The 14,881-nt window shown below is 70.4% G+C and carries 14 protein-coding genes; 7 read left to right on the top strand and 7 right to left on the bottom strand.

Features of this window, described 5'->3' with window-relative positions; translation table 11 throughout:
• The first annotated feature begins 115 nt into the window (after positions 1–115).
• Positions 116–1,243, top strand: a complete 1,128-nt coding sequence (locus WMF17_RS17655) for a pirin family protein (protein ID WP_437650541.1) — start codon at positions 116–118, stop codon at positions 1,241–1,243.
• A 122-nt stretch (positions 1,244–1,365) separates the two neighbouring features.
• On the opposite strand, the gene WMF17_RS17650 is transcribed toward WMF17_RS17655, so the two are convergent.
• The gene (locus WMF17_RS17650) at positions 1,366–2,658 is read right to left on the bottom strand and encodes a serine hydrolase domain-containing protein (RefSeq protein WP_437650540.1); all 1,293 of its coding nucleotides are present in this window, start codon (positions 2,656–2,658) and stop codon (positions 1,366–1,368) included.
• A 430-nt stretch (positions 2,659–3,088) separates the two neighbouring features.
• Here WMF17_RS17650 and WMF17_RS17645 point away from each other — a divergent pair, with 430 nt between their 5' ends.
• From WMF17_RS17645 to WMF17_RS17625, 5 genes are all read left to right on the top strand, one after another.
• The gene (locus WMF17_RS17645; RefSeq protein ID WP_437603246.1) at positions 3,089–4,075 is read left to right on the top strand and encodes a PAS domain-containing protein; all 987 of its coding nucleotides are present in this window, start codon (positions 3,089–3,091) and stop codon (positions 4,073–4,075) included.
• A gap of 352 nt (positions 4,076–4,427) precedes the next feature.
• On the top strand, positions 4,428–5,312 hold the full coding sequence (locus tag WMF17_RS17640) for an ABC transporter permease (RefSeq protein ID WP_437603245.1): 885 nt from the start codon (positions 4,428–4,430) through the stop codon (positions 5,310–5,312).
• Entirely contained in the window at positions 5,309–6,163 is an 855-nt protein-coding gene (locus WMF17_RS17635; protein ID WP_437650539.1) for an ABC transporter ATP-binding protein, read from the top strand. Before WMF17_RS17640 ends, WMF17_RS17635 begins: the two co-directional genes overlap by 4 nt.
• Positions 6,164–6,219: 56 nt before the next feature.
• On the top strand, positions 6,220–7,230 hold the full coding sequence (locus tag WMF17_RS17630; RefSeq protein ID WP_437650538.1) for an ABC transporter substrate-binding protein: 1,011 nt from the start codon (positions 6,220–6,222) through the stop codon (positions 7,228–7,230).
• Positions 7,227–7,682 carry a nucleoside deaminase gene (locus WMF17_RS17625; protein WP_437603242.1) on the top strand — a complete coding sequence of 152 codons (456 nt, stop codon included), beginning with the start codon at positions 7,227–7,229 and terminating at the stop codon, positions 7,680–7,682. Before WMF17_RS17630 ends, WMF17_RS17625 begins: the two co-directional genes overlap by 4 nt.
• A gap of 69 nt (positions 7,683–7,751) precedes the next feature.
• Here WMF17_RS17625 and WMF17_RS17620 read toward each other — a convergent pair whose 3' ends face one another.
• On the bottom strand, positions 7,752–8,054 hold the full coding sequence (locus tag WMF17_RS17620) for a DsrE family protein (RefSeq protein ID WP_437603241.1): 303 nt from the start codon (positions 8,052–8,054) through the stop codon (positions 7,752–7,754).
• A 408-nt stretch (positions 8,055–8,462) separates the two neighbouring features.
• Here WMF17_RS17620 and WMF17_RS17615 point away from each other — a divergent pair, with 408 nt between their 5' ends.
• Positions 8,463–8,900: an OsmC family protein gene (locus WMF17_RS17615; protein WP_437603240.1), complete on the top strand. Its 438-nt coding sequence runs from the start codon at positions 8,463–8,465 to the stop codon at positions 8,898–8,900.
• A 75-nt stretch (positions 8,901–8,975) separates the two neighbouring features.
• On the opposite strand, the gene WMF17_RS17610 is transcribed toward WMF17_RS17615, so the two are convergent.
• From WMF17_RS17610 to WMF17_RS17590, 5 genes are all read right to left on the bottom strand, one after another.
• On the bottom strand, positions 8,976–9,185 hold the full coding sequence (locus WMF17_RS17610; protein WP_437650537.1) for a hypothetical protein: 210 nt from the start codon (positions 9,183–9,185) through the stop codon (positions 8,976–8,978).
• Between the two features lie 69 nt (positions 9,186–9,254).
• Positions 9,255–11,402 (bottom strand): cytochrome c peroxidase, encoded by a 2,148-nt coding sequence (locus tag WMF17_RS17605; protein WP_437650536.1) that lies wholly within the window; start codon positions 11,400–11,402, stop codon positions 9,255–9,257.
• A gap of 633 nt (positions 11,403–12,035) precedes the next feature.
• A complete protein-coding gene (locus WMF17_RS17600; RefSeq protein ID WP_437603238.1) occupies positions 12,036–12,611 on the bottom strand; it encodes a hypothetical protein in 576 nt (191 codons plus the stop codon).
• Complete coding sequence (locus WMF17_RS17595; protein WP_437650535.1) at positions 12,608–13,237, bottom strand: hypothetical protein; 630 nt, start codon at positions 13,235–13,237, stop codon at positions 12,608–12,610. Before WMF17_RS17595 ends, WMF17_RS17600 begins: the two co-directional genes overlap by 4 nt.
• Positions 13,238–13,512: 275 nt before the next feature.
• Entirely contained in the window at positions 13,513–14,643 is a 1,131-nt protein-coding gene (locus tag WMF17_RS17590; protein ID WP_437650534.1) for a hypothetical protein, read from the bottom strand.
• Positions 14,644–14,881: the final 238 nt, after the last annotated feature.

Here is a 14,881-nt window from a genome sequence, read left to right as displayed (position 1 = left end):
GAGGCGCCAGGATCGTTCGGGGCGCGCGCGGCGCCGGTGGTTGCCCCCGGGGCAACGCCAGGTTGCGCGCGCGCACCGTTGTCCCTCCCCGTGGAGCGCTCTACGATGGCCTCCCATGGATCGCCGCACTGCCCTCGGTGCCCTCGCCGCAACGCCTGTCCTGGCCGCGTGCGCCCGCACGGAGCCCTCGCCCAGCCGCACCGATGAAGCCGCGCTCGCCGCGGAGGACGCGGTCCGCGACGTCGCGCCGCTCGGGCTCGAGTCCCCCTGGGAGACGCTCGACCCGTTCCTGTTCTGCGTCCACCACGACGACGCGTACCCGGCCGGCGACGAGCGGATGGGGCCGGCCGCCTCGCTCGCGGGCCGCGCCATCGGCCGCGATTTCGCGGGCAAGGACGGCTGGCGCATGTACCACGGCGGCGTGGTCCCCGGCTTCCCGCAGCACCCGCACCGCGGCTTCGAGACGGTGACGGTCGTGCGGCGCGGGCTCGTCGATCACTCGGACTCGCTCGGCGCGGCCGCGCGCTACGGCCGCGGCGACGTCCAGTGGCTCACGGCGGGGAGCGGCGTCGTCCACGCGGAGATGTTCCCGCTCGTCGAGAAGGACGGGCCCAACCCGCTCGAGCTCTTCCAGATCTGGCTCAACCTCCCGCGCGCCGACAAGCTCGCCGACCCGCAGTTCGTGATGATGTGGGGCGACACGATCCCCAAGCAGCTCGTGCGCGACGCCGCGGGCAGGGCGACCGAGATCACCGTCGTCGCCGGCAACTTCGGCGAGCTCCGCCCGCCGGCGCCGCCGCCGAGGTCGTGGGCGGCGCGCGCGGACGCCGACGTCGCGATCTGGACGCTCACGATGGCGCCGGGCGCGCGGTTCACGCTGCCGGCCGCCTCGCCCGGCACGAAGCGCGCGCTCTACTTCTTCCGCGGCACCGAGCTGCGCGTCGGCGCCCGCCGCGTCCCCGCGGGCCACAGGATCACGCTCCGCGACGGCGTCTCCGCGCTCCTCGAGAACGGCCCCGACGAGACCGAGATCCTGCTCCTCCAGGGCCGACCCATCGGCGAGCCCGTCGCGCAGCAAGGCCCCTTCGTGATGACCTCGATGGCCGAGGTCCAGCAGGCCTTCATCGACTACCGGCGGACCGGCTTCGGCGGGTGGCCGTGGCCGAGCGACGACCCTGTCCACGCGCGCGCGGACGGCCGGTTCGCGCGGTACCCCGACGGGCGCGTCGACAAGGCTGGATGACCCCTCGCGGCGCGAGCCCCACCGGCGGCGCTCCCTGAACGCCGTCCGGAGCGGGCACCGCGCGTGGTCGAGGCGCTCACCGCGAGGGCAGAGCCCGGCAGCACCTCGACCACGCGCCCTCGTCATGGGAGCGCCGCGCGCACCTTGTCGAGCAGCGCCTCCCTGTCCGTGTCGTTCGAGCTCGAGAGCAGCACGAGCCCCACACCGGCCCGCGGGTAGAGCTCCACCCAGGCGGAGTATCCGTCGACCGCCCCGCTGTGCCGGACGACCTCGTCCTCCTCGCAGCTCTCGTGAGCGTGCCAGGCGAGCCCGATCCAGCTCGCCCTCGCGTCGACCGCATAGCGCCCCTCGGCGCTCGCCGGCTCGACCGACAGGTGCGCAGGCCGCGCCGCCGAGTGCGCCTCGCGGACCGAGCTCCGCCGGAGGGGCCCTGTCTCCTCGCCGCTGCGCGGCGGATAGGCCGAGAGCTGGAACGCGGCGTAACGTGCCAGATCGCGCAGCGACGCGTAGAGCCCTCCGGCCGCCTCCGACGCGCCGAACCGCCAGTGGGGCTCCGGCTTCAGCTGGCCGTTCTTCCTGACGTGCCCTGTCGCGAGGCGCCCCGGCGGGACGGCGCTCTCGTCCCAGACCGAGGACGACATGCCGAGCGGCGCGAGGATTTTCTCGCTCACGTAATCGCGGTAGCGGCGCCCGGAGGCGCGCTCGACGACGAGCCCGAGGAGCGAGAACCCGAAGTTCGAATAGACCTCCTTCGTCCCGGGGACGTACTCGAGGACCGCGCCGGGCACCGCCGCGCACACCTCGGCGGCGGTGACCTCGCGCGTCGAATCCGAGTAATCGAACCGACCGAGCCGCGGCAGCCCCGAAGAATGGGTGAGCAGGTGCCGCAGTGTGATCCGCGGCGAGTCGGCGGTTGGATAAACCACCTTCGCGAGCTCCGGGAAGTAGCGCGACGCGGGGTCGTCGAGCGAGAGCTTGCCCTGGTCCCGGAGCTGCAGCACCGCGGTCGCGGTGATCGTCTTGGTGATCGAGCCGACGCGGTAGACGGTATCGGCATCCGGAGCCGTCGAGGTCGCCGGATCGCTCAGGCCGAAGCCCCGGGAGTACGCGAGGTCGCCGTCGACGACGATGCCGATCGAGAACCCCGGGAGCCTCTGCCGATCGAGCTCGACGACGAGGTGGGCCTCGATCTGCGGCACGACGGCCAGGAGCTTCGTCCGGCGCTCGGGGTCGTCGACCCAGGCGGGCGGCTCCTCCGCGACGAGGAGCGGCGCGTCGGCCGGCGCGGGCGCCGCCGGCGCCGCCGCATGGAGGACCGGCCCCGGGGTCGGGGTCGGGGGCGCGGCGGGCGGGCGCTCCCTTGCGGCACAGCCGGCCAAGGTGAGGAGGAGCGACAGGACGGAGGCGCGGCGCATGAGCGGGGCGTGAGGCTACCAGCACCGGGCTGACCCAGCCAACGCCTCTCGTTGGCGTCGCTTTCGCCGTGGCTCATCTCCTTATCTTCTGAGCGCCGCTCTGGATCTCACGGGCTCCGTGAAACGATAGCCGTAGTACTCCGCGGTTCCGGCGCTTGTCGACGTGCTCAAGGTACAGCTTGAACATCGCGCACCGCGAGGGCCGGATCTCCACGAGGGCGAGGAGCGTCTTGGTCGAGATCCACAGCTTCCGCCCACCCGCTCCGGCGATGCGCTCCGGCGATGCGCTCCGGCGATGCGCTCCGACGATGCGCTCCGACGATGATAAAGAGCCGACGGAGAGCCGACACGGAACATCGACCACGCTTGACAGGCGTTGCGCTCCAGACAATCATGCGCTAAATGTGACGGTCAGCACGTGGTACCCTGAATGCAGTCCGAGCCAGACAACGATACGGCGCTTGACGAACAGGTAGCCGCGCTTCGGAGGCGCGTCGCGGAGCTGGAGGAGGAGCTGGCCGAGGCGCGACGGCCGCGCGCGCAGAGGCCTTCCGAGCAGCAGCATGGGCTGCTGGCCCAGTTCTTCTCGGTGGACGGCTCCGGCCACGCCGCGCTTCTCGACGCGATCCCGGCGATGGTGTTCTTCAAGGATCGAGAGCACCGCTACCTCGCCGTCAACAAGGCCTACGCCGATCACTATCGCCTCTCGGCCGCGAAGATCGTCGGGAAGCGCGACGAGGAGATCTTCGTCCCGGAGGTCGCGCGCAGCTACCGCGAGAACGACGAGATCATCATGTCGGACGGAGTCCCGCGGCTGAACGTGGAGCTCCGGTGGAAGCTCGAGGACGGGAGCGACGGCTGGACGCTGGAGAACAACGTTCCCTTCCGCGACGCCAGCGGCCGCGTGATCGGGATGGTCGGGGTCGTGGTCGACGTGACCGCGCGAAAGAGGACGGAAGAGGCGCTGCGGCAGATCGAGTCCGACCTCCTCGCCAGCCAGTCGCGGCTCCTCGAGACGATAGCCGCCCTCTCGACGCCGCTCCTGCCGATCGACGAGGGTGTCCTCGTCCTGCCGCTCGTCGGCCACCTCGACAGGGCGCGGTGCCGCCAGCTCATGACAGCGCTGCTGCAAGGCGTGGAGCGCCATGACGCCGAGCTCGTGATCCTCGATCTCACCGGCGTTCCGCTCATCGACAGCGACGTCGCGGATCACCTCCTGCGCGCGGCGCAGGCCGTGTACCTGCTCGGCGCGCAGTGCGTGGTAGTCGGCATGTCCGCGAGCACCGCCGGCTCGCTCGTGCAGACCGGCGAGGCGCTCGACGAGCTCATCCTCCTGAGAGACCTCCGGGCCGGCGTGCGCTACGCGATGGCGCGGCGGAGGGCCATGGCCCACCACCCTCCGATGATGCACCGGTGAACGGCGAGCCCGCCGCCCCGCTCACCTGCTCTCCCTCGCCGCTCACCTGCTCTCCCTCACCGCTCGCCGCTCGTCGGGCGGCCTTCGGTGGGACTCATCCTCTTTCCTCGCACCTCCACCCAGCGTGCGCGACCTTGGGCGCGAGCCCACGCCGCGGCGCGGCTGCGTGGCTCAACGACGCGTCGATGCGCCAGATACCACTTGACGGTCTGCCGCCGGACTGGTGACATCGCTTCGGGATCATCCTTACGAAGGTCGGTTGAAAGTTCGGTTGATCGCCTGGCGCACAGGCCCGGACCAGAGCTCGTCTTCGGGGCGGAATCGCCTCTTGCCTGGGCTCGATCTGCCTCGAATGAACGTCACGATGGGAGGCACGGAGGCCTCCACGAGGATGCTTGTCGACCCGAAGCTGCGCGCGCCGTCGCGACAGTGCGGACAGGCGCCGCCCCGCTGGCTCGCGCTGGGCCGCGCTCTCCCGGGCCGGGCTCGCCTGCCGCTCGGTGCGGCGGGCTTTCTGCTGATGATCGCGGTCTACGCGTGGCTCCCGGATCGCGACGGGGCGAGAGCCGCCATCGTGCCGACGCTCGCGAGCATCGGGCGCGCCACGGCCGACGCGCTCGTCACGAAGGAGCTCTGGGTCGACGTCCAGCACAGCTTCCTGCGCGTCACGGCCGGGTTCGCCGCCGCCGCGATCCTCGCGGTCCCCCTCGGCGTGCTCGCCGGCGCGTTCCGGTCGATCGCCGCGCTGCTCGAGCCGCCGACCGAGTTTCTCCGCTACGTCCCGGTGCCGGCGCTGATCCCGCTGGTCATGATCGTGGCGGGCATCGGCGAGGGCGCGAAGGTCCTCCTTGTGTTTCTGGGCACCTTCTTTCAGCTGCTGCTCATGACCGCCGACGAGGTGCGGCGGGTCCCGGCGCCCCTGCTCCACGTCAGCCGGAGCCTGGGAGCGAGCCGGCGCGAGATCGTCTGGCGCGTCCTGACCCCGGCCGCCCTCCCCGGGATCTGGAGCGCGCTGCGCATGTGCAACGGCTGGGCGTGGAGCTACGTCGTCGTCGCCGAGCTCGTGGCGGCGACCGAGGGCCTCGGCTTTCGCATCCTGCGCTTCTATCGCTTCCTTCAGACGCCGGGCATCTACGCCTACCTGCTGGTGCTGGGGCTCCTCGGCCTCGGGCTCGACTGGGTGTTCCGCGCGACCTCGCGCCGTCTCTTCCGCTGGACGACGGGAGGCGGGGCATGAAGCTGTCGCTGCGCGGCGTCGGCAAATCGTACTCCGGTCGCCGCGGCGCGACGAACGCCCTCGCGCCGCTCGACATGGACGTCCGCGAGGGCGAGTTCATCAGCCTGGTGGGCCCCTCCGGGTGCGGCAAATCGACGCTCCTGCACATCGTCGCCGGGCTCGAGCCGGCGACCGCCGGCGCCGTCGAGCTCGACGGCGAGCGCGTCCTCGGCCCCGGCGCCGAGATCGGCCTCATGTTCCAGCAGCAGACGCTGTTCCCCTGGCTGAGCGTGCGGGAGAACGTCCGCTTTCCCCTGACCCTCGCCCGCAACCGCGCGCGCGCGGTTGCGGGCGCTCGCGATCGGCAGGCGGCCCGGGTCGAGAGCCTGCTGCGCCTGGTGGGGCTCTGGGACTTCCGCGACGGCTACCCCACGGAGCTGAGCGGCGGCATGCAGCAGCGCGCCGCCCTCGCGCGGGCGCTCGTCGTGCAGCCCGAGGTGCTGCTGATGGACGAGCCGTTCGGCGCGCTCGACGCCCAGACGCGCGAGCAGATGCAGGAGCTCTTGCTCCACCTCATCCAGCACCACCGCATCACGACGCTGTTCGTCACGCACGACGTGGACGAGGCCCTGCTCCTCGCCGATCGCGTCGTCGTCTTCTCCGAGCGGCCAGGCCGCGTCCTGGCCACGCTCGACGTGACCTTCGCGCGCGCGGCCCGCTCGTCGGAGCTCAAGCTCGACGAGGCCTTCCTGCACCAGAAGCGGGAGATCATGTCGTTGCTGCGCGGGCGCCCTCGATCCGAGACACAGCGCGACCGCCTGCTGTTCGGGCTCACCAACACGCAACTGGAACAGGGAGAAGGGGGATCATGAAACGAAGGACCGTTTTACAAGAGCTCGGGGCAGCGCTGGCCTGCTTCGTCCTGTCCGTGGGCTGCTCGAACAAGGACGCGGCGCCGAGCGACCCGGGCGCCGCCGCCGGGTCGAGCGCGCGCGCCGGGGCCGCCGCGCCGCCTCCCGCGCCGCCTCCCACGCCGCCTCCCACGCCGATCAAGCTCACCGTCGGTCACGACCTGTGGATCGGCTACTCGGGCGTCTTCCTCGCGAACGAGCTCGAGCTCTTCAAGAAGGCCGGGTTGAGCGTCGAGCTCAAGCCGTTCTCGAACCCCGGCGACACGCTCGCGGCGCTGGCCTCGGGCCAGCTCGACGTCGGCCTCACCACCCTGCAGAACCTCGCGGTGCTCAACGGCAACAGCGAGACCGACGTCGTGGCCATCGCCCTGGTCGACAGCTCGAACGGCGCGGACGCCGTGGTGGCGAAGGAGGGCATCGCGACCATGGCCGATCTCAAGGGCAAGACGGTCGCCCTCACGCTCGGCGAGGTCAACCACATGCTGTTCCTCTTCGGCCTCGAGAAGAGCGGGATCGGCCCCGGCGACGTGAAGATCACGAGCATGAGCGCCGACGACGCCGGCGCCGCGTTCGTCGCCGGGAAGGTCGACGCCGCGGTCACCTGGGAGCCGTGGATCACCAAGGCGACCAAGAACGGAGGTCACGTGATCTTCACGAGCGCCAGCATGCCCGACACGATCACGAACTCTGTGGCCGTGCAGAGGTCCAAGCTCGCGTCGGGGAGCGAGGCCTACACCCGGCTGCTCGGCGCCATCGATCAGGGGGTCCGGGCGCTGCGGAGCGAGCCCGACAAGGCATATCCCATCATCGGCAAGTACTTGAACGCCCCGCCCGAGGACGTGAAGGGCATGCTGAGCGGCGACAAGATCTACGACCTGGCCGACAACAAGCAGCTCTTCGGCACCGCGGACAAGGCCGGCCCCGTCTATGCATCGGTGAAGTCCGTTGTCGACTTCACCGTCCAGTCCAAGCTCGTCAAGAAGGCGCCGGCGCCGGAGTCGCTGCTCGACCCGAGGCTCGTCCGATGAGCCGCGACGAGGAGCTCATGGCGCGGGCGCTGGAGCTCGCGCGCGGCGCGCAGCGCGCGGGCGAGCCGCCGTTCGGCGCCCTGGTGGTCGCCCCGGACGGCACGATCGTGGCGGAGGCGACCGACGAGGTGAACGGCCAGCGCGACCTCACGTACCACGCCGAGGTGGGCGCCGTTCGCCGCGCGTGCGCGGCCGTCGGGCCGGACTTGCAGGGATACACGCTGTACACGACCGTGGAGCCCTGCCCGATGTGCTTCACCGCGGCCTGGCTCGCCCGGATCAGCCGCGTCGTCTTCGGCTGCACGATGCGGGAGGTCACGGAGGCGACCGGCGGCGCGCAGCGCGAGCTGGCCGTCCCGGCGCGCTGGATGAACGAGAACTCCGGCGCGCCCGTCGATCTGGTCGGCGGCGTCCTCGACGATCAGTGCCTCGCGCTGTTCGGCCGAGCGTAGCGCGCCCTCTAGCGGCGGGCTCGCCCCACGGCGAAAGGCGGCCCCATGGCGGTCTATCGCGGCGCGCGGTCAATAGGACAGCGCGATCGTGCCGCGATCGAGCTGCTCAAGGAGCCGTTCACCGTCGATCGGCTGCGCTCCGGCGACGAGGTCTTCGCTCTTCAGGCCGGCCACAGCGAGGCAGTGCGAGCAGACGACCACCCGGCCACCCGAACGGATGAAGTCGGCGAGCAGCTTCTTCACGGGCGCCTCGCCCGGAAGTGCCACGGCGTCGGGAAGGTCTCGCGCCGCGAGCGGAGGTGCGTGGACGTTGAGGAAGAGGACGGCCGGCCGACCGGCCTGCTGCGATCGGGTCGCGAGCATGAGCGCCATGGTGGCAGCGTGGGGATCTTCTTTTCCGCTCGTCAGGTTGATGAGGAGGCCCGGTTTCGGGCTCTCCGTTGCGCTCGCGGTTCGCTCCGGAGCCGACGCACAGCCCACGCCGGCCACAGCCGCGGCGGAGACCATGACGCCCGCCGTCCAACCGCGAAGAGTCGTTCGAATCGACATCGTGCTCCTCCTTGGTCCCCGAGTGGACGGCGCGGGCCACTCGTCGCCGTCTCCGGCGATGTGCACGACATTCCTTCCTCCCCGGTTGACGAACGGTGAACGGCATCGTCTGTGCCACGGCATTTCCGCGCAGGGCCGTAGCGCGCGAACCCGCCGCTTGCGCGGAGACATCGCCGGCGACATTGTGGACGGGATATCTCGCGTAACGCCCGCCCAGAGGAGGGAGCAGCCGTGCAAGCGTATCCGCATCATTATGCCGTCCGCGCCGCAGGGGAGACCGCGGGGAGCGTCCTCATCCACTCCGATGGCCTCCCGGCACTCCCGACGGCGCCGCCGCCGCAGTTCGGAGGCCCAGGAGACCAGTGGTCCCCAGAGACCCTGCTCGTGGCGGCCGCGGCCGACTGCTTCGTCCTCACCTTCCGAGCGATCGCGGCGGCGTCGAAGCTGGCCTGGCGACGCCTCGACTGTGACGCCGAAGGCATTCTGGATCGCGCCGAGGGGGTCGTCCGGTTCACCGCGCTGCACCTGCGCGCCCGCCTCGTGCTGCCCACCGCCGAGGATGCGGACCGTGCGCGGCGCCTCCTCGAAAAGGCCGAGGCGGCGTGCCTGGTCACCAATTCGCTGGCGCTCCGCCCGACGCTGACCGCGGAGGTCACGGCTGAGCCGTGATTCCTCCTCCTCCATCGGTCTTCGCGCTCGGCATCCTGAGGTCGAGCGGGCGCATCCAGATCACGTCGGGGGGGATCACCGCAGGTGCGCGAGCGGGAGCCCCGCGACGGGCGCGCGGAACGTGAGGAGCCGCGGCATCGCCAGCGATCCCATGTAGCAGGTGCGGAGATCGTGCCTGCCGAACGTCAACGGCGCGCCCGCACGGCTACCGGAGTTGGCCCCGCGCGGCGCGCCGTTGCCGTTCTCCGGGCCAACGTTGGCCCTGTACGCGCGCCGCCCGCGCATCTCCCCTGTAGACGGCGACGGAAGCGACGCCGCGCGCGCTGGCGCGTCGACCGCGGGCGTGCGCGGTGCTCAGAGCGGGTTGAACGGCTCGAGCGGGGGCAGATCCTTCGCCCTGCGCCCCTCGGCGCCGATCGCCGGGATCTCCTTGATCTTCTCGCGCGCACGGCCGGTGCCGTCGTCGATCGCTGTCCACTCGTTCCAGTAGTGGCCGTCGGCGACGAAGAGCTGCGGGTGATCGAACGGCGCCTGCTCGAACCGGACCCGCTCGTCCGTGAGCGCCTCCAGGAACGCCACCAGCGCCTCCTTCTCGCCGTCCGTCAGCCCGAGCGGCTCGATGTCCGGATCGAGGTTCGTCCGATTCGGCCCGAACCCCGTCGTGTCGCCGTCCTCCCTGTCGCGCCGGTTGCCGCCTCGGTTGTAAAATTCAACAACCTGCGCGAGCGTCAGCGCGCCGCCGTTGTGGAAATAGGGGCCTGTGAGCGCGATGTTCCGGAGGGTCGGGACCTTGAAGGCGCCGTCGACCGCGTCGCGCTCGCGCGGATCGATCGGCGTTCCCGGATGGACCTCGAACGACGCCGGGTCGATGCGGAGGGGATCCGGGACGTCCTGGCCTGCGGCGAGGAGCCCCCCTTGCCGCGTGAACGAGAGCGGATTGCCGAAGGGGTCGAGGCCTCCGGCGCCCACGTCCTCCTCGGTCGGCCGGACGCCGATGTTGTAGAAGCCGTTGTCGTAGAGCGCGGGGCGGCCGTCCCCCATCAGCATCCGCTCGATCAGCCCGCCTTCCTCGGCCTCGTCCTGCAGGTGGGTGGCGGCGCCCGTGAGCTCGGGGCCACGATGGCAGTTGATGCACTTGCCCTTGCCCTCGAAGATCGCGAGCCCCGCGCGCTCCTTGTCGCTCAGCGCGGCGCTGTCCCCTTCGGCGAAGCGATCAAACGGGGTGTCGTCGGACACGAGCGTGGCCTCGTAGAGCTGGATGGCGATGCCCCAGAACAGCGAGAAGTTCGCCTCCACGAGGGGCCGGTCGTCGACGCGCTGGTCCGAGCGCCAGTACGGGTCCTCGAAGGCCCCCTCGATGAGGTCCCGATACGACGGCGCGAGCCCCTGTCCGCTCGGATGGCGGAGCGCGCCGAGCACGCTGTCGGTCGGGTCCACGCCCTGGCCTGCGAGCGGACTCAGCTTCAGGAGCTTCCTGCCGATGTCTGGGAACGTCCTGCCCTCGCACGACATCTCGAAGGGGCTGAGCGGCGGGCCGACCGCCTGCGACGCGAGGCTCGAGTTGTCCAGGTCGACCTGCTCGCGGACCAGCGCGCCGTCGCGCACGGCGTGGACGGCGGCGTCCGGGTCGCGCCTGCCGAAGGGGTTCACTCCGTTGAAATGGTTGTTCGCGCGCCCGTCCCAGAAATTGCGGAAGTTGAACGCCGCGTTGATGACGGTGGGCGTGTGCCGCGGCTCGACGCGCCGCACGTTCGCCCCTTGCACCTGGAAGATGTCCGGCAGCAGCGTGCAGTCGTCCTTCTCGCTCCCGGGCACGATGGCGTTGAAACGGGCGTGGAACACCCCTTGCGAGGAGACGATATCGTCGGTCTCGAAGAGGATGTCCGACGCGCGGTCACCCGGGTCGGCGAGGCGAAAGAGCGGCCAGTTGCTCGCCTGGAGCGCGTGGTTCGGTCCGCCTCTCGCGCCCGCCCCCGTGGGGTCGAACCGCTCGCGCCGCTCGGGGTCCTGGTTGCTGAGCCCGGGGCTGAGCTGGTTTCTCTTGCGATGGTCGGCGCCGGCGTGGAAGTGGCATGTCGCGCAGGCCACGCCGTCGCTGCCCGCCTGCATGTCCCAGAACAACGCCTTCCCGAGCGCGACGGCCTTCTCCCTGCTCTTGACGTACCGAGACAGGTTGTCCGGCTCCGGGACCCGGACGCCCCGGAGCGAGCCGATGGTCGGCGGCGGATCGCCCGGTGCGGGCGTCGCGCCGTCGTCCGGCGAATACGACGTCGGCGGCTCGCTGCCCCCGGGCGCGACAGGCGATGATCCGCCCGCCGCGAGCGACGACCCCGGTCCGGGATCTGCACCTCCAGAGCCCAGCGGCTCGTGTCCACCCGAGCCCTGAGGCCCGTATTCCCCGTCCGAGCAGCCGGCGGTCGCCGACAGGCCTACAAGGACGCCGGCGATCACCGCCCCGAGCCCGCATGAGCGCGGGCCGCCAGGAAAATCTCTAGCGATCACGAGGAAACCTCCTTCGCTGCTGCGCGAGTGAATGACAGGCGGCGCGAACCGGCCCCCTCGCGGGACAGCGCGAGTCGCGGGCCTGTTCGTCCGTCCTGCGACGACCGGATCTCGCGAGCGCCAACGTGTCGGCGACGCTCCGCCCCCGTCGTTCGAGCTTCTTCAGTCCATCCGAGCCTCAGAAAGACACCGCGTGTCCAGGGCGCGCATCTACGTCTCCTCTCGTCACGGCGATCTCCTCTCGTCGCGAGCGCACCAGCCCGCGCGATGGATTCGAGGGACAGGACAGCCTCTGTCGAGGACCGGGCGAGGAGGGACAAGGGGGCAGCACGTATCCCCTCATCGTGCCGGCGCCGCGCCGAGCAGGGTCAGCCACGCGCGCCGCCGAAACCCTGACCCATCCACCGGCGCGCGGCAATGTAGTCGATGCCGCATCGCAGGCAGGAGCGACCCGAGCGCGGAGCGCCTGGCGATCGAGGGCAAGGCGAGATGGCTGGACTGGGCTCTTCGAGAAAGCCTTGAAGGAACGGGAAGAATGCGGAAGGAGCGCCGCCGCCTACATTCGCGACGGCGCTACCCGTCCCGGGTTGGGGCCAGCGACCCAGGTTGGGGCCAGCCAGACCGCGCGCTCGATCAGCGCGAGCGCTTCCCGAGCGCGCGCTGCTTCGCCTTCAGGTACGACGCCTCGTCGACCGCCTCGTCGTGCGCGAAGCGGACCAGCGCGGGCACGACCGCGGCCTCCCACGCCCCCGCGAGGCGGAGCGCGAGGAAGTCGCTGAAGAGCGCGTCGAGCGTCGCCTCGAGCGCCTCGACCAGGCGCATCCGCTCGTAGAGCACCTCGTGGACCTCGTCGTCCTTCTTCGTGAGCTCCGCCGGGATCGACAGGTTCGCGAGACCGAGCGTGTCCCCCTTGAAGAGCCACGCATACTCGCGCTCGCCGGACACCAGCCGCAGGCGCGCCTCGCGCGGGAGCTTGCCCTGGCGCAGCGCCTCCTTCGCCTCGGGCGCCGCGCCCGGCGCCGCGGTCTTGAGCACGCTCTCATCCTTCTCGAAGGCGAGCGTGAGGCGCGCCTCCAGCCAGAGCGCGCACGCTGGCTCGCCCGTCGGAGCGAGGTTCGTCTCGAAGAGCATGCTCTCGAACCAGAGCCAGAGCAGGAACTCGCGCCCGACGAAGCGATTGCGCTCGATGCGCTCGACGAGATCCGTCACGCCGCGTCTCCGGGCCGCGCGAGCGAGGTCGGCTCGAGCGCCTCCCAGAGCTTCTCCGCGCGCGCGTCCAGCTGGCGCCGTTCCGCCGCGGTGCCGGGGCTCTCCGGGACCAGCTTGAGGCGGAACGTCTTCTCGAAGAGCTCCTGGACGAGGAGGTGCACGCGCGGCGACTGGCTGAAGAAGCGCGCCATGCCGGTCCCCGTGTTCCAGACGAGGTCGGTGCTCCTGGTGACCGGGATGAGCTGCCGCCGGAGCTTCTTCAGCACGAAGAGCTTGAGATCGGCGCGCGCCTTCTTCCCGAGCCGCTCCAGGCCCTTTCTCTCGAGCAGCGCCGCCTCCGCGTCCCGGAGGTGGGCCTGCAGCAGCGGCTTGGGCACGACCCAGCGGTCGACGCGCAGGCCGAGGCAGACGTACTCGTTGAAGAAGACCTTCTCGTGGTCGAGGTCCACATCCATCGGGTCCTCGATCGAGCACCACCCGTAGCGCTCGCTCTCGTCCTCCTCCGGGACGAGCGGCTGCGAGGCGGCGGCGCGGACGCGCTTCATCGACGTGCCGGCGAGATTGTCGGGCGGATCGCCGAGCACGAAGAACCGGGAGAAGGTGAGCTTGCCGCGGAGAGCACCCAAAGTCGCGCCTGCGTAGAGGCGAGCCACGCGCGACGCAAGAGATTTGGGACCCCCATGCACCAGGATTCTGTTGCCGCCTGCGGCGCGATAGCCGTCGAAGGGCGCCCTGGCCTCGAATTCCATCGCCCGGGGGCAGTCGCCCCGAGGTCCCACGGGCAGGCCATGCTTGACAGGAGCGAGAGCCCTGGCGTCTCCTGTCCTCCGCGGCGTTCTTCATGCCCTGCCCCATGGAGTTGGGAGGCGAAGCCGCAGGCGAGACGACTCTCGCTGATAGATTACTTGACGATGGCCGGGTCCTCGATCGTGAAACACTCGACCGACGACGCCGCGTATTTTACCGCGTTGTACCAGAACTGCGGGATCTGAAAGACCTGCGCCGCTGATCTCTGATAGCAGGGGCTGTTCGGGTCCGTGAACATCTGGGGGTTGAGGCACGACGCCGTCCCGAGCCATTGGCCCGAATAGGTCACCCACTCGTCGCCATACGCGACGACACGGCCCTTGCCGACCTCCTCGTGCACCGCGAAGTTGTTCCTGCCGTCGGTGCAATCGACGATCGCGGTCGTCGACTTGATCGAGCGCGCGACGTACGCGCCCACGCTCTGGATGTCCTTGCCGATCGGTGTGTCCTGGTTCCAGGTGCCCACGCTCCCGGGGAGCGGGCCGCCGACCGGCACCGGGCCGCCCCAGCAGTTGCAGTCCGGGCAGCCGTTCTGCGCAGGATCTAGCACGCCGTCGGCGTTGAACTGGATGTCCGTGAACGAGAGGAGCTGGTTTGTCGCCGTGACGTCGTGGACGGTGCATCCCTGTCCATTGCACTGATAACCGCTCAGCGCGATGAGACCACCGCCGTTGTTGACCCAGTCCTTGAGCGCGTTCACCTCGTCAGCCGTGAACTGCCAGGGCGCCCCGTCGTCGTTCTGTACGCCCTTCGTCACCATCCACTGAAGGAGTATCACGTCGTACTTGGCGAGGAACTCCGGCGTGAGCGTGGGCTTCTCCATGTTGTAGTTGTCGACCTGGGCCGTGCTCTGCGTGTTCAACCAGTTCTGAAGCGCCGTGGTGCTGTCACTGCTGCACGGACCCCAGACACCTTCGTGACCGATCGACGCGATGTTGATGCAGGTGCAGTTGCCTGCGTCATCGCAGGTCGTCTGGTGACCGGCATCAGCCTGTGACGGGCCGCCGGAGCCCGAGGTCGTCAGCCCGAAATCGCCGCCGAAATCGTCGTCGAAATCGTCGCTGCCGGTGCTGCTGCTGCCGGCGCCGCTCGTGCTCTGGCCGCCCGCGCCATTCCCCGCGGTGTTGCCCTCGCCGCCACCGCCGCTCGCCGAACAAGCGATGACGGGCAGCCAGAAGGATGCGAGCACAGCGCAGAAGCGAGTCGCGAAATGATGTCTTGTCATGATCCATGAGACTATCACTCCCCGCGCCTCGTTCGAGGTCTAAAATGCTGAGGAAGCTCTCCACCCGCAGGCGCTACAGGCCGCAGGCGCTACAGGCCGCAGGCGCTACAGGCCGCAGGCGCCACGGGCTCCTCGATCCCCGCCGCGCCCCCCCCCGGGCGCGACAGCTCCGGCGTGAGCGCCGCCCCATCCTCTACTGGCCAGACATGCGTAGGCAGCGCCACGAGCATGGCGCTCG

It is taken from the genome of Sorangium sp. So ce362 (assembly GCF_051519845.1).
In the GTDB taxonomy this organism is placed as follows: domain Bacteria; phylum Myxococcota_A; class Polyangia; order Polyangiales; family Polyangiaceae; genus Sorangium.
This window is presented reverse-complemented; position numbering and strand designations above follow the sequence as displayed.